Annotated in this window: 21 protein-coding genes; 5 read left to right on the top strand and 16 right to left on the bottom strand. The window is 56.9% G+C overall.

Translation table 11 applies throughout. From position 1 onward, the window contains the following. Nucleotides 1-9: 9 nt before the first annotated feature. A complete protein-coding gene (fadA, locus tag IM271_RS17935) occupies nucleotides 10-1,173 on the top strand; it encodes an acetyl-CoA C-acyltransferase FadA (protein ID WP_193052960.1) in 1,164 nt (387 codons plus the stop codon). A 182-nt stretch (nucleotides 1,174-1,355) separates the two neighbouring features. Here the strand turns inward: fadA and fre are convergent, their stop codons facing one another. Beyond that, the gene (gene fre, locus IM271_RS17930) at nucleotides 1,356-2,057 is read right to left on the bottom strand and encodes an NAD(P)H-flavin reductase (protein WP_193052959.1); all 702 of its coding nucleotides are present in this window, start codon (nucleotides 2,055-2,057) and stop codon (nucleotides 1,356-1,358) included. 42 nt (nucleotides 2,058-2,099) lie between these two features. Next, nucleotides 2,100-3,593 (bottom strand): 4-hydroxy-3-polyprenylbenzoate decarboxylase, encoded by a 1,494-nt coding sequence (ubiD, locus tag IM271_RS17925; protein ID WP_028014773.1) that lies wholly within the window; start codon nucleotides 3,591-3,593, stop codon nucleotides 2,100-2,102. A 170-nt stretch (nucleotides 3,594-3,763) separates the two neighbouring features. On the opposite strand from ubiD, the gene rfaH reads away from it, so the two are divergent. Continuing rightward, nucleotides 3,764-4,255 (top strand): transcription/translation regulatory transformer protein RfaH, encoded by a 492-nt coding sequence (rfaH, locus tag IM271_RS17920; protein ID WP_020882871.1) that lies wholly within the window; start codon nucleotides 3,764-3,766, stop codon nucleotides 4,253-4,255. Here rfaH and tatD read toward each other — a convergent pair. The 9 genes from tatD to udp form a co-directional block, all read right to left on the bottom strand. Continuing rightward, a complete protein-coding gene (tatD, locus tag IM271_RS17915; protein WP_048959732.1) occupies nucleotides 4,252-5,034 on the bottom strand; it encodes a 3'-5' ssDNA/RNA exonuclease TatD in 783 nt (260 codons plus the stop codon). The genes rfaH and tatD overlap by 4 nt on opposite strands. A gap of 41 nt (nucleotides 5,035-5,075) precedes the next feature. Then, a complete protein-coding gene (gene tatC / locus IM271_RS17910; RefSeq protein WP_192987567.1) occupies nucleotides 5,076-5,846 on the bottom strand; it encodes a Sec-independent protein translocase subunit TatC in 771 nt (256 codons plus the stop codon). A gap of 2 nt (nucleotides 5,847-5,848) precedes the next feature. After that, nucleotides 5,849-6,391, bottom strand: coding sequence for a Sec-independent protein translocase protein TatB (gene tatB, locus IM271_RS17905; protein WP_028014776.1), 543 nt, complete (start codon nucleotides 6,389-6,391; stop codon nucleotides 5,849-5,851). Between the two features lie 3 nt (nucleotides 6,392-6,394). After that, the gene (gene tatA, locus IM271_RS17900) at nucleotides 6,395-6,649 is read right to left on the bottom strand and encodes a Sec-independent protein translocase subunit TatA (protein WP_013099238.1); all 255 of its coding nucleotides are present in this window, start codon (nucleotides 6,647-6,649) and stop codon (nucleotides 6,395-6,397) included. A gap of 76 nt (nucleotides 6,650-6,725) precedes the next feature. Next, the gene (ubiB, locus tag IM271_RS17895; RefSeq protein WP_193052958.1) at nucleotides 6,726-8,366 is read right to left on the bottom strand and encodes a ubiquinone biosynthesis regulatory protein kinase UbiB; all 1,641 of its coding nucleotides are present in this window, start codon (nucleotides 8,364-8,366) and stop codon (nucleotides 6,726-6,728) included. After that, nucleotides 8,363-8,968 (bottom strand): ubiquinone biosynthesis protein UbiJ, encoded by a 606-nt coding sequence (ubiJ, locus tag IM271_RS17890; RefSeq protein ID WP_028014778.1) that lies wholly within the window; start codon nucleotides 8,966-8,968, stop codon nucleotides 8,363-8,365. Before ubiJ ends, ubiB begins: the two co-directional genes overlap by 4 nt. Before the next feature lie 13 nt (nucleotides 8,969-8,981). Beyond that, nucleotides 8,982-9,737, bottom strand: coding sequence for a bifunctional demethylmenaquinone methyltransferase/2-methoxy-6-polyprenyl-1,4-benzoquinol methylase UbiE (ubiE, locus tag IM271_RS17885; protein ID WP_028014779.1), 756 nt, complete (start codon nucleotides 9,735-9,737; stop codon nucleotides 8,982-8,984). Nucleotides 9,738-9,803: 66 nt separating this feature from the next. Next, complete coding sequence (rmuC, locus tag IM271_RS17880) at nucleotides 9,804-11,261, bottom strand: DNA recombination protein RmuC (RefSeq protein WP_048959730.1); 1,458 nt, start codon at nucleotides 11,259-11,261, stop codon at nucleotides 9,804-9,806. A 139-nt stretch (nucleotides 11,262-11,400) separates the two neighbouring features. Beyond that, entirely contained in the window at nucleotides 11,401-12,162 is a 762-nt protein-coding gene (udp, locus tag IM271_RS17875) for a uridine phosphorylase (protein ID WP_003860792.1), read from the bottom strand. A 255-nt stretch (nucleotides 12,163-12,417) separates the two neighbouring features. Between udp and IM271_RS17870 the strand changes: the two genes are divergently transcribed. Then, a complete protein-coding gene (locus IM271_RS17870; protein WP_028014781.1) occupies nucleotides 12,418-13,224 on the top strand; it encodes a dienelactone hydrolase family protein in 807 nt (268 codons plus the stop codon). A gap of 44 nt (nucleotides 13,225-13,268) precedes the next feature. Here the strand turns inward: IM271_RS17870 and metE are convergent, their stop codons facing one another. After that, nucleotides 13,269-15,530, bottom strand: coding sequence for a 5-methyltetrahydropteroyltriglutamate--homocysteine S-methyltransferase (metE, locus tag IM271_RS17865; RefSeq protein ID WP_193052957.1), 2,262 nt, complete (start codon nucleotides 15,528-15,530; stop codon nucleotides 13,269-13,271). 115 nt (nucleotides 15,531-15,645) lie between these two features. On the opposite strand from metE, the gene metR reads away from it, so the two are divergent. Further along, complete coding sequence (gene metR / locus IM271_RS17860; protein ID WP_028014783.1) at nucleotides 15,646-16,599, top strand: HTH-type transcriptional regulator MetR; 954 nt, start codon at nucleotides 15,646-15,648, stop codon at nucleotides 16,597-16,599. On the opposite strand, the gene IM271_RS17855 is transcribed toward metR, so the two are convergent. The 3 genes from IM271_RS17855 to pldB all read right to left on the bottom strand — a co-directional run bounded on the left by IM271_RS17855 (nucleotide 16,487) and on the right by pldB (nucleotide 19,287). After that, on the bottom strand, nucleotides 16,487-17,386 hold the full coding sequence (locus tag IM271_RS17855) for a carboxylate/amino acid/amine transporter (protein ID WP_032644934.1): 900 nt from the start codon (nucleotides 17,384-17,386) through the stop codon (nucleotides 16,487-16,489). The genes metR and IM271_RS17855 overlap by 113 nt on opposite strands. Before the next feature lie 82 nt (nucleotides 17,387-17,468). After that, a complete protein-coding gene (yigL, locus tag IM271_RS17850) occupies nucleotides 17,469-18,269 on the bottom strand; it encodes a sugar/pyridoxal phosphate phosphatase YigL (RefSeq protein ID WP_028014784.1) in 801 nt (266 codons plus the stop codon). Between the two features lie 25 nt (nucleotides 18,270-18,294). Further along, nucleotides 18,295-19,287 carry a lysophospholipase L2 gene (pldB, locus tag IM271_RS17845; protein WP_041911835.1) on the bottom strand — a complete coding sequence of 331 codons (993 nt, stop codon included), beginning with the start codon at nucleotides 19,285-19,287 and terminating at the stop codon, nucleotides 18,295-18,297. A 111-nt stretch (nucleotides 19,288-19,398) separates the two neighbouring features. Between pldB and rhtB the strand changes: the two genes are divergently transcribed. Then, nucleotides 19,399-20,019, top strand: coding sequence for a homoserine/homoserine lactone efflux protein (rhtB, locus tag IM271_RS17840; protein ID WP_028014786.1), 621 nt, complete (start codon nucleotides 19,399-19,401; stop codon nucleotides 20,017-20,019). Here the strand turns inward: rhtB and rhtC are convergent. After that, nucleotides 20,016-20,636: a threonine export protein RhtC gene (gene rhtC, locus IM271_RS17835; protein ID WP_010426287.1), complete on the bottom strand. Its 621-nt coding sequence runs from the start codon at nucleotides 20,634-20,636 to the stop codon at nucleotides 20,016-20,018. The genes rhtB and rhtC overlap by 4 nt on opposite strands. Nucleotides 20,637-20,654 lie beyond the last annotated feature (18 nt).

The raw sequence follows: 20,654 nt of genomic DNA, 5'->3' as shown, positions 1-20,654 counted from the left end.
GGAGTCACAATGGAAAAGGTTGTCATTGTTGATGCGATTCGCACCCCGATGGGCCGTTCAAAAGGCGGTGCGTTCCGTAACGTGCGAGCGGAAGATCTCTCCGCGCACCTGATGCGTAGCCTGCTGGCGCGTAACCCGGCGCTGGACCCAGCAGCGCTCGACGATATCTACTGGGGCTGCGTGCAGCAAACGCTGGAGCAGGGCTTCAACATCGCCCGCAACGCGTCGCTGCTGGCGGAGATCCCGCATTCGGTTCCGGCCGTTACCGTCAACCGCCTGTGCGGTTCGTCGATGCAGGCCCTGCACGACGCGGCGCGCATGATCATGACCGGCGATGCGCAGGCCTGTCTGGTCGGCGGCGTTGAACACATGGGTCACGTGCCGATGAGCCACGGGGTCGACTTCCATCCCGGCATGAGCCGTAACGTGGCGAAAGCTGCGGGAATGATGGGTCTGACCGCCGAGATGCTCTCCCGCCTGCACGGCATCAGTCGTGAAATGCAGGATGCTTTTGCCGCGCGCTCTCACGCCCGCGCCTGGGCCGCCACGCAGTCCGGTGCCTTCAAGAATGAGATCATCCCGACCGGGGGCCACGATGCAGACGGCGTACTGAAGCAGTTCAGCTACGACGAAGTCATTCGCCCGGAAACGACGGTCGAAGCGCTTTCTACCCTACGTCCGGCATTTGATCCGGTCACCGGTACGGTAACAGCAGGGACGTCGTCGGCGCTATCCGACGGTGCCGCCGCGATGCTGGTGATGAGCGAAAGCCGCGCCAGTGAATTGGGCCTGACGCCACGCGCTCGCGTGCGTTCGATGGCGGTGGTGGGCTGCGATCCTTCAATCATGGGTTACGGCCCGGTTCCGGCCTCGAAGCTGGCGCTGAAAAAAGCGGGCTTAACTGCCAGCGATATCGATCTGTTCGAGATGAACGAAGCGTTTGCCGCGCAGATCCTGCCGTGCATTAAAGATCTGGGGCTGATGGAGCAGATCGACGAGAAGATTAACCTCAACGGCGGCGCGATCGCCCTCGGTCACCCGCTGGGCTGTTCCGGGGCGCGTATCAGCACGACGCTGATTAACCTGATGGAACGCAAAGATGCCCAGTTTGGTCTGGCAACGATGTGTATCGGCCTGGGTCAGGGTATCGCGACGGTGTTTGAGAGAGTGTAAGTAAGGAAAAGTATCTCAAAGCCAATGACGTCAGAACAAGGCGGCAAGCGAGCGAATCCCGATGAGCTTACATTAGTAAGTGATTCGGGTGACCGAGCGCAGCCAACGCAGTTATGGCGTCATTGGCGAAGAGAGACAGTTTAGTTGCCGTTCTTCCCGCCTGTCAGGGGCGGGTTTTTTATTTAAATGAAGGCAAACGCATCGCCAAACAGGCGATCTTCACGCGCATCGCGTTCGTTACAGAACAGGTCGCGGGCAATTTTCGCCATCTCGAAACGGCCTGCAATGTAGATATCATGTCCTGCCAGCGTGCCGTGATCCTGCAGTACCGCCGTCAGCACCGTCCCGCTACGTCCACGCCAGCCCTCTTCCGGCTGCTCGACCACTGGCTCAATGCGCAGGTTACGATGGTTAACGCTCAGCGCTTCCAGTTCAGACAGGTCGTACAGGTGCTTCTCTTCACGGCCGCCCCAGTAGATGGTGATGTCACGGTCTGGATTACGCGCCAGCGCGGTCAACAGAATAGAGCGCACATAGGAGAAGCCCGTACCGCCCGCGATCAGAATCAGCGGACGGTCTTCGTCATCACGCAACCACGCGTCGCCGTGAGGAATGTCGACCACAATCTCACGCTCTTTCAGGATGCGGTCCATCACGGCCATCGCGTACAGGTTAAGCTCAGACGCACCAATATGCAGCTCAATAAATTCCTGCTCTGCTGGCGTAGAGGCCATAGAGAAAGGACGCTTATCACGCTCATCCATCACCACCATCAGGTACTGGCCGGCACGGAATGAGAATGCCGCTTCAGGAACCAAACGGACGCGATATACGGTGTCGGTAATAGCATCTACCGACGTCACTTTACAGCTTAAGGTTGTCATTCGCTCTCTCTGTCGGGAAGTCTATAGGGCTTAACGGTCAGCTCAGGGTTTACCGTTATTCATTATGGCCAGTTCGTCCCAGATCGCGTCAATTCGCGCGGTCACAGCAGGATCTTTTTTGATCGGGCGACCCCATTCACGGTCGGTTTCGCCAGGCCATTTATTTGTGGCATCCAGTCCCATCTTTGAGCCAAGACCGGAAACCGGCGAGGCAAAATCCAGATAATCTATCGGCGTATTTTCGACTAACACCGTATCACGCGCAGGATCCATTCGCGTGGTTATCGCCCAGATAACATCGTTCCAGTCACGGGCGTTAACGTCATCATCGCAGACAATAACAAATTTGGTATACATAAACTGGCGCAGGAAAGACCATACGCCCATCATCACGCGTTTAGCATGTCCGGGATACTGCTTCTTCATCGTGACCACCGCCATGCGATACGAGCATCCTTCAGGCGGCAGATAAAAATCAACGATTTCCGGGAACTGCTTTTGCAGGATCGGCACAAATACTTCGTTCAGCGCCACACCGAGCACCGCCGGTTCATCCGGTGGGCGGCCAGTATAGGTGGAGTGATAAATCGCATCTTCACGCTGAGTAACATGCGTGACGGTAAACACCGGGAAGTTATCCACTTCGTTGTAATAGCCGGTGTGGTCGCCGTATGGGCCTTCTGGCGCCATTTCACCCTGCTCAATGTAACCTTCCAGCACAATTTCGGCGCTGGCCGGCACTTCGAGATCGTTGGAGATACACTTCACGACCTCGGTTTTAGTCCCGCGCAGCAGGCCAGCAAACGCATATTCAGAGAGCGTATCCGGTACGGGCGTGACCGCCCCCAGAATGGTGGCCGGATCGGCACCTAACGCGACAGACACCGGGAACCGTTCACCCGGATGTGCAGCACACCACTCCTGGAAATCCAGCGCGCCGCCGCGGTGCGACAGCCAGCGCATGATGAGCTTATTCTTGCCAATCAGCTGCTGGCGATAAATACCGAGGTTTTGCCGCTCTTTATGCGGTCCGCGCGTCACGGTGAGGCCCCAGGTGATCAGCGGCGCAGCATCTTCAGGCCAGCACTGCATGATAGGGATTTTGGTGAGATCCACCGCATCGCCTTCCAGCACTTTCTGCTGACACGGCGCGCCGCGCAGGCGTTTGGTGGGCATGTTCAGCACCTGCTTAAACTGCGGCAGCTTATCGAACAGATCGCGGAAACCTTTCGGTGGCTCAGGCTCTTTCAGAAATGCCAGTAGTTTCCCCACTTCACGCAGCGCGGTAACGTCTTCCTGCCCCATTCCCAGCGCGACACGACGCGGGGTGCCAAACAGGTTGCACAGCACCGGCATTGAGTAACCTTTTGGATTTTCAAACAGTAATGCAGGGCCACCGGCACGCAGGGTGCGGTCAGCAATTTCTGTCATTTCCAGATAAGGATCAACAGGAAGTGTAATGCGTTTCAGTTCACCCTGCTTTTCCAGCAGCGTCAGGAAGTCGCGGAGATCGTGGTATTTCATGCAGTTAGTCATGGCCTCTCTGTAAGCGCTTCATTATACGGCGTAAGCCTGCTTGATGCTGTAATTTTGTTAAATTAGCGTGAACTTATCCGCTGTGTTCGAATTTCCCCCATTATAATCAACTTAGCGATCCCTCCAGGGTTTTGATATGCTTGCGCCCCGAACTAAGGGAAAGAGTGATTATGCAGGCCTGGTATTTACTGTATTGCAAACGCGGGCAACTTCAGCGCGCGCAGGAACATCTTGAACGTCAGTCTGTAAATTGTCTGACACCCGTGATCACGCTTGAAAAAATGCAGCGCGGGAAGCGCACAACCGTCAGTGAGCCTTTATTCCCGAACTATCTGTTCGTGGAGTTCGACCCTGAGGTGATCCACACCACTACCATCAGCGCAACGCGCGGCGTCAGCCACTTCGTTCGTTTTGGTGCCCACCCGGCAACCGTTCCGTCGACCGTCATTCATCAGCTGTCTGTTTATCAACAGCCTGAAGGGATCACCGACCCGGAAACCCCTTACGCGGGCGATAGCGTCGTCATTACCGAAGGCGCATTCGAAGGCCTGCAGGCGATTTTCGCCGAGCCGGACGGTGAAGCGCGCTCCATGCTGTTGCTCAATCTGCTGAACAAGCAGGTGCTGCAGAGCGTGAAAAACACCGACTTCCGCAAAGTTTAAACGTTTATCCCGAACAGGCGACGCACGTTGTCATCCGTCTGCGCGGAAAGCCAGTGCGGATCCTCTCCGCGCCAGTGCGCTACGCGCTCAACAATGTGCCCCAGCAAGGCGGGCTCGTTTCGCCGCGATGCCGGTTTGGGCTTCATATCTCGCGGCAGCAGGTATGGCGCATCGGTTTCAAGAAGCAAACGGTCTGCCGGGATTATCGGCAGCAGCTCGCGAAGCTCAAGCCCGCGGCGCTCATCACACACCCAACCGGTGATCCCCAGATACAAACCGCGGTTCAGGCAATCCAGCGCTTCCTGGCGAGACCCGGTGAAGCAGTGGAGCACTGCGCCGGGCAGTTTATCCAGCCACGGGTCCAGCAGTGCGAGAAAACGTTCATGCGCGTCGCGACAGTGCATAAAGACGGGCATTTCAAGCTCTGCCGCCAGCGCAAGCTGGGCAGTGAACGCCTTTTCCTGTTCTTCAGGCGTGGAGAAGTTGCGGTTAAAATCGAGCCCGCACTCGCCAATAGCCACCACCTCTGCCTTTTTTGCCAGCGTGCGCAGGGTTTCTGCGCTCTCCGCCGTCCACTGGCTGCTGTCATGAGGGTGGACGCCGGCGGTTGACCAGCAGTGTTGATAGCGTTGCGCCAGCAGCAGCGCCTGCTCGCTCTCATGCAGGTTGGTCCCGGTCAGGAGCAGCCCTTTTACGCCAGCCTCAAAAGCACGCGCAACCACCTCGTCACGATCTTTCGCAAACTGCGAGCTGGTCAGGTTGAGTCCGATATCAAACATGCGATTCCCCATAGAACAACCGCCCTGACGGGCGGCTGGTTTTACTCTTCAGTGGTCTTTTCGGACGCATCGTCTTCATCGTCCAACCGGCGTCCTTTTCCCACGTAGAAACGCGAGAAGAATACGCCAACCTCAAACAGGCAGTACATCGGTATTGCCAGCAGCGTTTGTGAGAAGACGTCCGGCGGCGTCAGCAGCATGCCGACTACGAAGGCGCCCACCAGAATATAGGGACGTTTCTTACGCAGGTCATCAGGGGTGGTTACCCCAACCCAGCAGAGCAGCACAATGGCCACCGGCACTTCAAACGCCACACCGAACGCCATAAACAGCGCCATCACAAAGCTGAGGTAGCTGGCGATATCCGTCGATACCTGAACCCCTTCCGGCGCGGTATGCGTCAGGAAGCCAAAGGCCAGCGGGAAGACAACGAAGTAGGCAAACGCCATGCCGATATAGAACAGCAGCGAACTGGAGACCAGCAGCGGGATCACCAGTTTACGTTCGTGCCTGTACAGTGCTGGCGCCACAAATGCCCATACCTGATAAAGGATGACGGGTGCAGACGCAATCAACGACACCCAGAAGGTGAGCTTAATCGGAGTGAAAAACGGTGATGCAACGTCTGTTGCAATCATCGTTGCCCCCAGCGGCATCTGCTTGATCAGCGGCGCAGAAACCACCTGATAAATATCGTTGGCGAAATAGACCAGGCACAGGAATATGAGGAATACCGCAATAATGCAGTTTAACAGGCGCTTACGCAGCTCAATCAGGTGCGTAATAAGCGGTTGAGTATCATCTACTGCCATAGTTACGCTTTATCACTCGACGAGGGGGATGATTCGGAAACGGGCGCGGCGGGTTTCGCTTCAGCCGCTTTTACCACCGGCTCTTCCGGCTGCGCCTGTTTTTTCAGTTCAGTTTCCTGCGGCGTTTGTTCAGGCGCTGCGGCCTGGTGCTCCGCACTCGCTGGCGTCACGCCCTCACGCTGCGCTTCGCTGTCCTTCACCACCGGGTTATGAATAGTGTTCGCTTCATCGCTCGCTTTTTCAGGATCGTTAACGCTGTAAGAGCGCTTCATGGATTCCGCCGCTTCGCGCAGCTCATCCATTGAGGCTTTCAGTTCAGGCGTCAGGTTATCCATGCTCGCCTTCTCAACCTTTTTCAGGCTTTCCTGAAACTCCTGCAGCTTAAGTTCCTGCGCCAGCTCGTTCTGAACGGTCGAAGCCAGCGATCTTAGCGCTCGAACCCAGCCCACGACGGTTTTCACCGCTACCGGCAGACGCTGCGGCCCCAGCACGATCAGACCAATCACAAAGACCAGCAGCAGCTCACTAAAACCAATGTCGAACACGACTTACACCTGCTCTTTATCGTGGCGTTTAGCGTCTTCCTTTTTGGCATCTTCCTGCTTATCGGAGATGGATTTAGCAGTAAAGTCAGCGTCCTGGCTGGTTTTATCCTGCTTGCTCTCATCATCGCTCATTGCTTTCTTGAAGCCTTTGATAGACGCGCCCAGATCGGAACCAATAGAACCGAGCTTTTTGGTGCCAAACAGCAGCACAACGATGACGGCAATAATGACTAATTGCCAGATACTGATACCACCCATACATATTCCTCAGGGATAGATGATTAATTGGTCAGGTCGCATTATACGTATGCGACCTGTCGATGGCGATGCAAACTCAGCGCGTTTTTCTCCATCCTGCAAGCCAGACAACAACCCCGCCAGCCATCAGCCAGGCGGGCATCATCTGCCAGTCAGGACGGTTGATCAGCAGCAACGTACCGCTCAGCAGCAGCGTTGCGCCAATGCCAAAGAGGTAGCGTGACTGTCCCTGGCGCACACGGCTGGACTGAAGCTCGCGGGCGATTTTATCCATGCTGTGCCGAAGATTCTTGCTCTGACGCAAACTGTCGTAAACCAGTTCAGGAATTTCAGGCATTTTTTCGATCCAGAACGGTCCTTTCTCTTTCAGCGAACGCACCAGCGCTGGAAGGCCAACCTGATCCTTAATCCAGGATTCCAGGAAAGGTTTAGCCGTCTTCCACAAGTCTAACTGAGGATAGAGTTGTCGACCTACACCCTCAACGTAAAGTAATGTTTTCTGAAGTAAAACTAACTGTGGCTGAACTTCCATATTAAAGCGGCGGGCCGTATTGAACAGGTTTAACAGCACGTGTCCAAAAGAGATCTCTGCTAGCGGTTTTTCAAAAATCGGTTCGCAAACGGTACGGATAGCAAACTCGAACTCTTCGACGTTGGTGTCTGGCGGAACCCAGCCGGAATCCACATGCAGCTCGGCCACCTTACGGTAGTCGCGGTTGAAGAAGGCGATGAAGTTCTCAGCCAGATAACGTTTATCTTCTTTATTCAGCGAGCCCACAATTCCGCAGTCGATACCGATGTATTTCGGATCCTCAGGATGCTCATAGCTCACGAAGATATTGCCCGGATGCATGTCCGCATGGAAAAAACTGTCGCGGAATACCTGGGTAAAGAAGACCTGCACGCCACGTTCGGCCAGCAGCTTCATGTTCGTTCCCTGCTTCTCCAGGGCCACCACATCCGAAACCGGAATACCGTAGATGCGCTCCATGACCATCATGTTCTGGCTGCAATAGTCTGAATAGACTTCAGGCACGTAGAGCATCGGGCTGTTTTCAAAATTGCGGCGCAGCTGAATGGCGTTTGCCGATTCTCGCAGCAGATTAAGCTCATCAATCAGCGTTTTTTCATATTCCCGCACCACTTCCATCGGGCGCAGTCGACGGCCGTCCGGCAGCAGACGCGGAACCCAGCGCGCCAGACGATAAATTAGCTTCATGTCGGCTTTGATGATCGGCAGGATATCCGGGCGGATCACCTTGATCACCACCTCTTTGCCGTTCTCTTTCAGACGCGCAGTGTGCACCTGAGCGATAGAAGCCGACGCCAGCGGTTCTATTTCGAAATCGTCAAACCAGGTTTCAACGGGAAGGTTACCCATCGCCTCCTCGATCTGTTTCTTCGCTCTCACCCCGTCAAACGGGGCGACACGGTCCTGCAGCATCGCCAGTTCATCGGCAATGTGCGGCGGGAAGAGATCGCGGCGAGTTGAGAGCATCTGTCCGAACTTAATCCATACCGGGCCGAGCTCCTGCAGCGCCAGACGCAGGCGTTCACCCAGCGGCTGACCTTTATGGCGATTTGGCATCCAGAACAGCGTCCGCCGCCAGATCCTGAGCGGCAGCGTGATACGCATTTTGGGGATGAGCTCGTCGAGCCCGTAACTCAAAAAGGTGTGGATGATAAAATAGAGGCGCCGAATTTCACCAGGCGTCATTTGCCCTCCAGTTTTTCCAGCCGTTTGCTTAGGGCATCAACCGCACGTTCAACCGCGGCCGTCTCTTCTGCGAACCACGCAACTTCCAGCGGCCCAGGCGCCATGCGCCACTCTTCGGTCAGCACTTCTGCGGCATAACGCTGTTGGCGTTGCAGATTTTTGCGCAGGAACGCCGTGCCGCCATGAATAACTTTCCCGATCCCTTCAGCGGCGATGTCGCCAATAAAAGGCGCCAGCAGCTCTGCCGGGTCAAACTCAGCCAGATCGCTGAGCGCAACGAAGTTCTGCACGACCTGGATGTCGCCTTCCACTTCCAGCTCACCGCTGCGGATAAGCGCCGTTAATTGCTGGCGATCGCGCAGTTTTGGCAGCACGCTCATATGGGTAATGACCGAGCAATCAGCTTCACCTTCCCACTCACCCAGAACGTCAAGCTGACGTTCGCTGAAAACCAGCACGAGCGGCGTCGAGAACTCTTTTAACACAATGCGCAGTACCTTCCCGTTTAGCCGCTGACGTGCGGCTTTCAGCGCCGGAGCGCGATACAGGAAGGCATTCAGCACATTCTCGATGCCTGCGGTGACTAAGGGTTTAAAGGGCACGGGACACCTCCACTCAGAATTTGTAACCGCGATGCAGCGCGACGACACCCGCCGTCATGTTGAAGTACTCAACGTTCTCAAATTCCGCATCCTGCATCATGGCTTTTAAGGTGTCCTGATCCGGATGCATGCGAATTGATTCCGCAAGATAGCGATAGCTTTCCGCGTCGTTTGCCACCAGTTCACCAATACGCGGCAGCACGTGGAAGGAATATGCGTCGTAGGCTTTGCTCAGCGGGTCGATAATCGGTTTAGAGAACTCGAGCACCAGCAGGCGTCCACCCGGCTTCAGCACGCGGTACATGGAACGCAGTGCTTTTTCTTTATCGGTGACGTTACGCAGACCGAAGGAAATTGTGATGCAGTCAAAAGTATTGTCCGGGAACGGCAGCGCTTCGGCGTTGGCCTGCACGTATTCCACATTACCCACCACGCCGATGTTACGCAGCTTTTCGCGTCCCATTTTAAGCATGGAGTCATTAATATCAGCCAGTACAACGCGACCGGTTTCGCCCACCAGACGGGAGAATTTCGCCGTCAGATCGCCCGTACCGCCAGCCAGATCGAGAACCGTTTGTCCACGACGCACACCGCTGCAGTCGATGGTGAAGCGCTTCCACAAGCGATGAATGCCGAACGACATCAAGTCATTCATCACATCGTACTTCGCCGCCACGGAATGAAATACGTGGGCCACCATGTCAGCTTTCTGCGCTTTGGCTACAGTCTGAAAGCCAAAGTGCGTCGTGTCTTGTGAATCGTCAACCATCTCAGAGCCTGCTAATCAGTCAAATGTTCGTGAAGTGTAACAGATTGGGCGCAATTGCCCTACGATTCAACCACCGCGAAAGAAACGCGCTGGCTGCTCGTCTGGCGATAAATCCGCCGCTAAATCGTTGTCCTGGTTGGGGGTATTTTGTTCATCCCCGCCCTCACGCAGTCGGAACTCTTCGTCCTGGGCTGTCGCCTGTTCGACCAATTCCGGATTAATCTCGCGTTTAACCTCCACTCCCAGGCTGCGGAATGCTTCAGCCTGCGCAAGCAGGTTGCCACGCCCGGAGGAGAGCTTTTTCATCGCCTGGCGGTAGTTATCCTGCGCACGATCCAGGCTTTGCCCGACGGAGGACATATCGTCCACGAAGAGGCGCATTTTGTCGTACAGCTTGCTGGCGCGGTCGGCAATCTGCTGCGCGTTACGGCTCTGGTGCTCATAGCGCCACAGGTTCGCAATGGTGCGTAAGGCCACCAGCAGCGTGGTGGGGCTGACCAGCATAATGTTATTTTTCAGCGCTTCGGTGATCAGCTCGGGCTGTCTGTCGAGCGCCAGCAAAAACGCGGGTTCGACCGGGATAAACATCAGCACGTAGTCCAGCGAGCGCAGCCCCGGCAGCTGCTGATAATCTTTTCTGCCCAGCAGGCGAATATGGTTACGCACGGAGGCAATGTGCTCCTGCAGCGCCGATTCGCGCGTATAGTCATCTTCAGCGTTGAAGTAGCGCTCATAGGCCACCAGCGTCATTTTGGCGTCAATGACCACATCTTTGCCCTGCGGCAGACGCACAATCACATCCGGCTGCATTCGCGAGCGGGCATCGTTTTCGATACTCACCTGCGTTTCGTATTCATACCCTTCCCGCAGGCCAGAGGCCTCCAGCACGCGGGTGAGCACCACTTCCCCCCAGTTACCCTGGGTTTTGTTATCGCCTTTCAGCGCCCGCGTCAGGTTGACCGCCTCCTGCGCCATCTGGGCATTCAGCTGTTGAAGATTGCGGATCTCATGCGCCAGCGTGTGGCGTTCGCGGGCTTCCTGACCAAAGCTGTCCTGTACCTGACGGCGAAAGCCGTCCAGCTGTTCGCGCAGCGGCGTCAGCAGGCTATTCAGGCTCTGGCGATTTTGCTCATCAACGCGGCGGTTGCTGTGCTCGAAAATGCGGTTGGCGAGGTTCTCGAACTGCTCGCTGAGGCGCTGCTCGCTGTTGATCATCTGGCGGATTTTGTCTTCGGCATGCAGTTGGGTGGATTCAAGGCGGGTAGTCACTTCGCGGAGATCGGCCTCCAGCGAGGTGTTGATGTCGCGCAGGTTACGCAGTTCGTTATTGAGCAGTTCACACTCGTCGCGCCAGTGGTCGCTTAGGGCAAGCTGCTGTTTTGCGGCGCTTAAATCGGCGACGATCTCTTCGCGTTCAGCCAACTGCTCGGCCTTCTGCTGTGCATGCTGATAGCTGGATATCAGCCAGCCTATCGCCACGCCAGCCAGCGCAATTACCGCATAAATAAGGATTGAGATATCCACAATGCCCCCTGCATCAACGTATTACCCGCACAAAATAAGATTGTGCTGTATAAACGTCCAGTTTGAAAGGGTTTTCCTGCGAGGCGCTACGCAAAAAATAAAGGCCGAACGCGTCGGCCTTTTATCTCAGAGAGGAAGACTAGATCAGGCGGCGAGCCGCTTCAACCACGATTTTTACCGCGTGACTTTCTGTCTGCTTCATGGTTTCGGCGTTCGGGATCTCCTGCTGGGTGCGGTTGACGATAACGCCCGCCACCATACCGGCACGCAGACCCTGGCTTGCGCACATGGTCAGCAGCGTTGCGGATTCCATCTCGTAGTTCATCACGCCCATGGATTGCCACTCTTCCATTGAGCCTTTGAAGCGGCTCACTACGCGGCCTGAGAAGGTGTCGTAACGCTCCTGGCCCGGATAGAAGGTATCAGAAGAGGCAGTTACGCCCACGTGAGTGGTTGCGCCCACGGATTTCGCCGCTTCAACCAGCGCGGTGGTGCACTCGAAGTCAGCCACTGCCGGGAATTCCATCGGTGCAAAGTGCAGGCTTGCGCCGTCCAGACGCACGGATGCGGTCGTCACCAGCACGTCGCCGACGTTAATGTGCGGCTGAATCGCGCCGGTGGTGCCGATACGCAGGAAAGTACGAATGCCCAGCTGCGCCAGCTCTTCCACGGCGATAGAGGTAGACGGGCCACCGATACCGGTAGAGCACACAATCACCGCTTTGCCATCCAGCTCTGCGCGCCAGGTGGTGAATTCACGATGGGCAGCCAGCTTGACCGGCTTATCCATCAGCGCGGCGATCTTTTCCACACGCTCTGGGTCGCCAGGGACGATAGCGAGCGTAGCCCCTTGTAAATCATTTTTAGTGAGGCCGAGATGAAAAACATCAGACTTAGACATAGGTGACTCCTCTGTGGGTCGGTTAGTCAGAAGAAGTAAAACGGTACTTTACAGAAGCGCTAAGCATAATTTCGTGACACATCTCACCATGAATGAAAATGATTGCATTGAATTTCCATCAAAAGGTGACTCACATCACATTAACAAGTTATATCGTCGGGTGCTGCACAAAAGATAGACCGTTTAAGGCACTGTGAGTTGTTAACCTGGTGTCTATATTTACCTTTGCGCTAACTCATTGGTACGGAGAATGCCATGACTGAAAAAACCGGATTTGCACCTGCTGCGGCTCCGCATGCTTCAACCATCGTCTCAACGTCTGAAGACGCCATCACGGCAGGTGAGACCTCTATTCCCTCGCAGGGAGAGAACATGCCTGCTTATCACGCACGACCAAAATCGGCGGACGGCCCGCTGCCCATCGTGATTGTGGTTCAGGAGATTTTCGGCGTTCATGAACATATTCGCGACCTCTGCCGCCGCCTGGCGCTGGAGGGTTATCTGGCCGTTGCGCCAGAGCTCTACTTTCGTCAGGGCGATCCGAATGACTACAGTGATATCCCGACGCTGTTCAGCAACCTGGTCAGCAAAGTGCCGGACGCGCAGGTGCTGGCAGACCTCGACCACGTCGCCAGCTGGGCGGCGCGCAACGGCGGCGACCCGCACCGCTTAATGGTCACCGGTTTCTGCTGGGGTGGACGCATTAGCTGGCTGTATGCCGCGCATAACCCGCAGCTGAAAGCCGCCGTTGCCTGGTACGGCAAACTGGTGGGCGAAAAGACGCTGAACTCACCGAAGCATCCGGTTGATATCGCTACCGATCTCAATGCCCCGGTGTTAGGGCTGTATGGCGGCCAGGATACCGGCATTCCGCTTGATACCGTCGAGACGATGCGCCACGCGCTGCGGGCGGCGAACGCGAAGGCCGAAATCGTGGTGTATCCCGATGCCGGACACGCGTTTAATGCCGATTATCGTCCGAGCTATCACGCGGAATCCGCGAAAGATGGCTGGCAGAGAATGCTGGCATGGTTTAGCCAGTACGGCGGGAAGAAAGCATAAAAAAAGCCCGGGGGGCGACTGCGCCTTACCGGGCCTGCGCGTCATCAAGCCTGACGTAAGTTCTGCGCCGCCTTCACCATGTTGGCGAGCGCCGCACGCGTCTCCGGCCAGCCGCGGGTTTTCAGGCCGCAGTCCGGGTTTACCCACAGGCGTTCTGCCGGGATACGCTGAGCAGCTTTCCTCAGCAGCGCTTCAATCCACTCCACGCTCGGCACGTTCGGGGAGTGAATGTCATACACGCCCGGCCCAATTTCGTTCGGGTAGTCGAACTCTTCAAACGACTCCAGCAGCTCCATGTCTGAACGCGAGGTCTCGATGGTGATCACGTCTGCATCCAGCGCGGCAATCGAATCCATGATGTCGTTAAATTCGCAGTAACACATATGGGTGTGGATCTGGGTGTCGTCCTTCGCCACTGCGGCGTTGATGCGGAATGCTTCCACGCCCCACTGCAGGTAAGCATCCCAGTCGCTGCGGCGCAGCGGCAAACCTTCGCGCAGCGCCGGTTCGTCAATCTGGATGATGCCAATCCCCGCCGCCTCCAGATCCGCCACTTCATCACGCAGCGCCAGCGCGATCTGTTTGGCGATGGTTTCACGGGTCACGTCTTCGCGCGGGAACGACCAGCAGAGAATGGTCACCGGGCCGGTCAGCATGCCTTTTACCGGCTTGTCGGTCAGGGACTGGGCGTACTTCGCCCACTCCACCGTGATCGGTTCCGGGCGGCTGACGTCGCCAATGACCACCGGCGGCTTCACGCAGCGGGAGCCGTAGCTCTGCACCCAGCCGTTCTGGGTAAAGACGAAGCCGTCCAGGTGCTCACCGAAATATTCCACCATGTCGTTACGCTCGGCTTCACCGTGCACCAGCACGTCCAGCCCGAGGCGTTCCTGCTCGATAATCGCCTGCTTAATGTGTTCCGCAATGCCGGTGCGGTAATGATTCGCGTCCAGATTGCCCTTTTTGAAGTCCAGACGCAGGCCGCGGATCTCGGTAGTTTGCGGGAATGAACCGATGGTCGTGGTCGGCCACGCGGGAAGATTGAAGCGGGCGCGCTGGGCTTCGGCACGTACCTCGTACGGGCTCTGACGCTGGCTGTCCCGGGCGGTGATGGCCGCCAGACGTTTTTCCACCGCCGGGTTGTGCACGCGAGCCGAGTGACGACGCGCCTGAATCGGTGCGCTCCAGTCGGTAATCGCCGCCGTATCGCCGCTGTTGAGCGCGTCGCGCAGCAGTGCCAGCTCTTCACATTTTTGCAGGGCGAAGGCAAACCAGCTCTTCACTTCAGGGTCGAGACGGGTCTCCACACTCAGATCGATCGGACTGTGCAGCAGCGAGCAAGATGAAGCCACCCATAGCTCGCGTTTGCCGACGATGTCTTTAATTTGGGCGTATTTCTCGGTCAGATCGGCGCGCCAGACGTTACGGCCGTTGACCAGACCGGCGGAGAGCAACCACTCCTCAGGCAGGCGCTTGTGCAGCTCTGCGACATCGTCCTTACCGTGAACCAGGTCAACGTGCAGGCCCTGAACCGGCAGCGCGGTGATAGTGCCGAGGTTCGGCGTCACGCCCTCGAAATAGGTGGTCAGCAGCAGCTTCACCTGTCCGGCGAGCGCGTCATACGCCGGTTTGAAGGCATCGAGCCACTCCTGCGGCAGCTCCAGCACCAGCGCGGGTTCGTCGATTTGCACCCACTGAATGCCGCGCTTGCCCAGCTCAATCAGCACCTGCTTATAGACCGGCAGAATATCGTTCAGCAGGCTGAGGCGGTCAAATTGTTCGCCCTTCACTTTACCCAGCCACAGGTAGGTTACCGGCCCCAGCAATACGGGCTTCACCTGGTGGCCCAGCGCCAGCGCTTCATCCACTTCGTCCAGAAGCTGCGTCCAGGTCAGCGTAAACTGCTGACCTTTGACGAATTCCGGCACCATATAGTGATAGTTGGTGTTAAACCACTTGGTCATTTCCGCCGCTGCCGCTGGCTCACCCGTTGGCGCGCGGCCACGGCCGATGCGGAACAGGGTGTCGATATCCACCGATCCATCTTTGTTCTGATGACGAGCCGGCACGTTGCCCAGCAGCAGGCTGGTCGTCAGAACATGGTCGTACCAGGCGAAATCGCCCACCGGCAGCAGGTCAATGCCCGCCTGTTTTTGCTGATCCCAGTGACGGGCGCGCAGCTCCCGCCCCACCGCCAGGAGTTCTTCACGGGAGGCGTTGCCCGCCCAGTAGCTTTCTTGCGCTTTTTTCAGCTCGCGACGCAGGCCAACGCGAGGAAAACCGAGAGTGTGAGTGCGGATTGTCATGGTATGCCCCTTGTCAAATTTGTTATTTAGACGTCCAGATGTTTACACATCTATAATTGGCAGGTACTGTATATTCCTCAAGCGCAAAATGTTCATGGCGGAGTGAAGGACTTTCATGATCGAGATTAAACACCTGAAAACGCTACAAGCGTTGCGGAACTGCGGTTCGCTCGCGGCGGCGGCGGCCACGCTGCACCAGACCCAGTCCGCCCTTTCTCACCAGTTCAGCGATCTGGAACAACGCCTCGGATTTCGTCTTTTTGTGCGTAAGAGCCAGCCTTTGCGCTTTACGCCGCAGGGTGAAATTCTTCTTCAACTGGCGAATCAGGTACTGCCGCAGATCGCCAGCGCGCTGCAGGCGTGTAACGAGCCGCAGCAGACCAAACTGCGGATCGCCATTGAGTGCCACAGCTGTATTCAGTGGCTGACCCCCGCGCTTGAGAACTTTCGCCAGAAGTGGCCGCAGGTGGAGATGGACTTTAAATCCGGCGTGACGTTCGACCCGCAGCCCTCGCTCCAGCAGGGCGAGCTGGATCTGGTGATGACGTCCGACATCCTGCCGCGCAGCGGCCTGCACTATTCGCCGATGTTTGATTTTGAGGTGCGTCTGGTGCTGGCGCCGGACCATCCGCTGGCAGCCAAAACGCGCATCACGCCGGAAGATCTGGCGACAGAAACGCTGCTGATTTACCCGGTTCAGCGCAGCCGCCTGGATATCTGGCGTCACTTCCTGCAGCCGGCAGGCATCAGCCCGCAGCTGAAAAGCGTGGATAACACCCTGCTGCTGATCCAGATGGTGGCGGCCAGCATGGGTATCGCGGCGCTGCCGCACTGGGTGGTGGAGAGCTTTGAACGCCAGGGTCTGGTAGTCACCAAAACCCTGGGAGAAGGACTGTGGAGCCGGCTGTACGCCGCCGTGCGCGATGGCGAGCAGCGTCAGCCGGTTACGGAGGCGTTTATTCGCTCAGCGCGGAACCACGCGTGCGACCATCTTCCGTTTGTGCGGAGCGCGGAGCGACCCAGCGGCGATGGACCCACAGTGAAGCCAGGATCACCGCCCCCCCAATAAGGAAGCTCGGCCAGTGCGGCTGTTCCTGCCAGATGGCAAGGTTCACCAGCAGCCCCGCCGGGACGTGCACGTTGTTCATGATCCCCAGCGTACCGGCGTCTACCTGCGTAGCGCCGTAGTTCCACATAAAGTACCCCAGCCCCGACGCCACCACGCCCAGCCAGACCAGAACGCTCCACTGCACGGTGGTGGTCGGCAGCTTTTGCGGGTTGCCGAGCATAAACCACGCCGCCACCGCGACGATCGCCGCGCCCATATAGAACCACGCAAACGCGTTGTGCTGCGGCATCGGGCGGGTTTCCATCAGGCGCTTATAGCCCACCATACCAATGGCAAAGCTGATGTTGGCAAGCTGGACGAACATCAGCCCTGTCCAGAAGTGATCGCTCACTTTGTCGTAGCGAATGATCGCCGCGCCAATAACCGCCAGCGCGGCGCTTAGCAGATATCCCCAGCGCAGGCGGCGCCTGCTGAGCAGATCGTAAATCAGCGTGATATAGAGCGGCGTCAGCACGGTAAAAAGCAGGAATTCGGAGACGGACAGGTAGACGTAAGCCCGGAAGCTGAACAGATACATGATGCCAAGCTGCATCGCCCCCACCAGCATGTACAGCAGAATGGTTTTCAGCGATTGCCCGCGCGTGCGCAGGAACGGCAGGAACACCAGCGCCGCCAGCCCGACGCGCATCAGCACCGAGAAGTAACTGTCGACCGAACCGGCAAGGTATTCGCCAATCAGGCTAAAGGAGAAGGCCCACAGGATAGTGGTGATAATGAGTAGCGCCACAATGCTTGTCTCTCAGAAAGAAGGACAGGCATTGTAGCGAACTCTTTAGTTGACAACTGAACAATAAACAACCAAATGAAGATTATTCAAGGAACAGTTTGCGCAGGTATTTCGGTACCGCGTTGTCTGCGTTGGTGCCGATGACTTCCAGCTCCGGATGTAGATCCTTCAGGCGCTGGTGCGCGTTTTCCATGATGCAGCCTTTGCCCGCCATAGAGAGCATCTCGGCGTCGTTCATGCCGTCGCCAAAGGCGATACAGTCTTTAAGCGCGAAGCCCAGACGCTTCGCAACCGCTTCGAGCGCGTGACCTTTAGAAACGCCGCCCGCCATCACTTCCAGACAGGTCAGGGTGGAGAAGCTCACGTTGACGCGATCGCCCCAGCGGGCGTTGATCGCCTGCTCAAGCGGCAGCAGCTCTTCGTGGCTGTCGCAGGTGAAGAACACCTTGCTGATCCCCTCTGGATCCAGCAGGCCCGGCTCATACAGGGAGTAGTTGAATACCGCTTCCTTGAAGAAACGCATTTCATCCGGGCGGTGGCGGTTCATGAACCATTCGTCGTCACGGTATACGTTGGTGACGATAGCCGGATTGTTATGCACCACGCCGAAGAGATCGGCGGCAATATCGCGATCCAGGTTATGGGTGAAGATCAGGTTGCCGTCGGTATCATGCACGCGCGCACCGTTGGAGGTGATCATGTACGACTTGATCTCCAGATTATCGCGGATCTGCCCCACGTCCACGTGGTGGCGGCCGGTAGCGAACACAAAGTTCACGCCACGGGCGGTCAGAAGCTTTAAGGTCTCTTTCGCATAAGGCGACAGGGTGTGGTCGGGGGAAAGCAGCGTGCCATCTAAATCAGATGCAACAACCTGGTACATAGGAAAATTTAACCTCAATAGAAAATCAGTTATGCCGGTCGAAAAACTCGACGATGGCGTTAAGCGCGACTGAGCGCATAGCGTCCTTTTCAAAAAGGATCTCATGGTACGCGCCGTTGATGACCAGCGGTTTACCCCCTTCACAAGGGTGACCGGCGGCAGCGCGCAGTTCACAATAGCGGTCATGCATGCGGTTATCCACCACACGCTCTTCTTCCGCCTGAATCAGAAGCGTCGGCGTGTCATCATCGCCTACGCCTGCCAGCACCTGCTCACCGGCCAGAATACCCTCACGCACCCAGTGCCAGGTCGGGCCGCCGACGCGCAAGCGCGGTTCATCGGCATAAAAGCGCAGGTTGCGGCGATAGCGCTGCCGACTGTGGGTTAAGACGTTGATGGCGAACGGCAATGCACGCCAGCGTCCGGTTCCGATGGCATAGCCTTCACGAATGCGCTGATGGCCCTCAGCCCAGTCGAGAAGATGGCGCACCATCCAGTCGGGAAAACGAATGACAATACCGTACATCGGCGCGGTGAGCGCAATGGCGTCGCACTGGTGCTCATACCGCTGCAAAAACAGCGTCGAAATGGCGCCGCCCATGGAGTGCGCAAGGATGTACCGCTTGCGCCAGGGGCCGGGCTGAACTTCCTGCTGCCAGAACGCGGCAAAATCGTCGACATAATCGCTGAAGTGATCCACATGCCCGCGGTGCGTATCCGGCAGCATGCGCCCGGACAGCCCCTGTCCACGGTGGTCGATGATCAGCACGTCAAACCCCATGTTGACCAGGTCGTAGGCCAGCTCGGCATATTTAACGTAGCTTTCGATACGCCCGGGGCAGACCACGATCACCCGGTCATTTTTTTCATTGCGGAAGCGAACGAAGCGCACCGGGATACCCCCGACGCCCGTAAACTCGTCTTCCTCACGCTGCCGCCAGAAATCGGTCAGCGGCCCCATTGAGAAAGCAGCAAACGCGTTTTCTCGTGTTTCCCAGTCCTTTTTCTGCTGAAACATTGGGTTTCCACTCACGTAATCCAGGGAATATCGTTTTTTTTCGTCACTGGTCACAAAATGACTCAACAATAGCGTATTGTGGCATAAAAATAGACGGTTCGGGAGCTTCAAATGACCTTCGAGTGGTGGTTCGCCTACCTGCTGACATCAATCATCCTTAGCCTTTCACCCGGCTCTGGCGCCATTAACACTATGACCACCTCCATCAACCACGGCTATCGCGGTGCGGCGGCGTCCATTGCCGGTTTACAGACCGGGCTCGGCATTCATATTGTGCTGGTGGGGATTGGTCTGGGGACGCTGTTCTCTCGTTCGGTGCTGGCGTTTGAAGTGCTGAAGTGGGCCGGTGCGGCATATCTGATTTGGCTCGGTATCCAGCAGTGGCGCGCGGCAGGCTCGATTGACCTGAATACGCTCTCCAGGACGCAAACGCGCGGCCATCTGTTTAAGCGCGCGGTGTTCGTGAACCTGACGAACCCGAAAAGCATCGTGTTCCTCGCCGCCCTGTTCCCACAGTTTATCGTGCCACATCAGCCCCAGGTGATGCAGTACGTGGTGCTGGGCGCGACCACCATCATCGTCGATATCATCGTGATGATTGGTTACGCGACGCTGGCGCAGCGGATAGCGGCGTGGATTAAAGGGCCTAAGCAGATGAAGGCCCTGAATAAAGTCTTTGGTTCGCTGTTTATGCTGGTTGGCGCGCTGCTTGCGTCAGCGCGTCATGCTTAGCGAGAGATGATGAGATGAATGCCGAAGCCGGCGAACAGCGCGCCGGCAAAGCCGTCGATCCACTTCGCGATGCGCTGATAGCCGCGGCGCATCGCCGGTAAGGCGAACAGGCTGGCAACAATAGTGAACCAGGCGAACGTCTCAACAACGATCAGCAGGAAGATCCCCCAGCGCGCGCCTGCGCCGACGCTGTCACCCACAAACAGCGAGAACACGGAGCCGAAATAGATAATCGCTTTCGGGTTTGCCAGGTTAGTCAGGAGCCCTTTTACAAAGCTGCGGCCGCCCGTTGCCAGCTCTACCTTTGGCTCTTCCGGTTTTTTCTCTTCTTTCTTCAGCGCCCCGCGCAGCATCTGGTAGCCCATCCAGCACAGGTACAGCCCGCCGCCAACCATAATGATATTATGCAGCCAGGCCATCTTCGCCAGGATCAGGTTCAGACCGAGCAGCGCGACCGCCGCCCAGACCATAACGCCCATGGTAATACCGAGCACGCCCATCATCGCTTCTTTGCGGGAGCGGCTGACGGCAGTTTGCGACACGAAGAAAAAGTCTGGGCCAGGGCTCATCAGCGCAACGATGTGCACTAACGCCACGGTGAGAAATAGCATTAACATAATTAGCTCGCGGGGAAA

It is taken from the genome of Enterobacter cloacae complex sp. I3, assembly GCF_014896175.1.
Lineage (GTDB): Bacteria > Pseudomonadota > Gammaproteobacteria > Enterobacterales > Enterobacteriaceae > Enterobacter > Enterobacter bugandensis.
This window is presented reverse-complemented; position numbering and strand designations above follow the sequence as displayed.

Coding starts and splice junctions, on each gene's coding strand:
- fadA (WP_193052960.1), top strand. CDS start 10: ATGGAAAAGGTTGTCATTGTTGATGCGATTCGCACCCCGATGGGCCGT.
- fre (WP_193052959.1), bottom strand. CDS start 2,057: ATGACAACCTTAAGCTGTAAAGTGACGTCGGTAGATGCTATTACCGAC.
- ubiD (WP_028014773.1), bottom strand. CDS start 3,593: ATGACTAACTGCATGAAATACCACGATCTCCGCGACTTCCTGACGCTG.
- rfaH (WP_020882871.1), top strand. CDS start 3,764: ATGCAGGCCTGGTATTTACTGTATTGCAAACGCGGGCAACTTCAGCGC.
- tatD (WP_048959732.1), bottom strand. CDS start 5,034: ATGTTTGATATCGGACTCAACCTGACCAGCTCGCAGTTTGCGAAAGAT.
- tatC (WP_192987567.1), bottom strand. CDS start 5,846: ATGGCAGTAGATGATACTCAACCGCTTATTACGCACCTGATTGAGCTG.
- tatA (WP_013099238.1), bottom strand. CDS start 6,649: ATGGGTGGTATCAGTATCTGGCAATTAGTCATTATTGCCGTCATCGTT.
- ubiB (WP_193052958.1), bottom strand. CDS start 8,366: ATGACGCCTGGTGAAATTCGGCGCCTCTATTTTATCATCCACACCTTT.
- ubiE (WP_028014779.1), bottom strand. CDS start 9,737: ATGGTTGACGATTCACAAGACACGACGCACTTTGGCTTTCAGACTGTA.
- udp (WP_003860792.1), bottom strand. CDS start 12,162: ATGTCTAAGTCTGATGTTTTTCATCTCGGCCTCACTAAAAATGATTTA.
- IM271_RS17870 (WP_028014781.1), top strand. CDS start 12,418: ATGACTGAAAAAACCGGATTTGCACCTGCTGCGGCTCCGCATGCTTCA.
- metE (WP_193052957.1), bottom strand. CDS start 15,530: ATGACAATCCGCACTCACACTCTCGGTTTTCCTCGCGTTGGCCTGCGT.
- metR (WP_028014783.1), top strand. CDS start 15,646: ATGATCGAGATTAAACACCTGAAAACGCTACAAGCGTTGCGGAACTGC.
- yigL (WP_028014784.1), bottom strand. CDS start 18,269: ATGTACCAGGTTGTTGCATCTGATTTAGATGGCACGCTGCTTTCCCCC.
- pldB (WP_041911835.1), bottom strand. CDS start 19,287: ATGTTTCAGCAGAAAAAGGACTGGGAAACACGAGAAAACGCGTTTGCT.
- rhtB (WP_028014786.1), top strand. CDS start 19,399: ATGACCTTCGAGTGGTGGTTCGCCTACCTGCTGACATCAATCATCCTT.
- rhtC (WP_010426287.1), bottom strand. CDS start 20,636: ATGTTAATGCTATTTCTCACCGTGGCGTTAGTGCACATCGTTGCGCTG.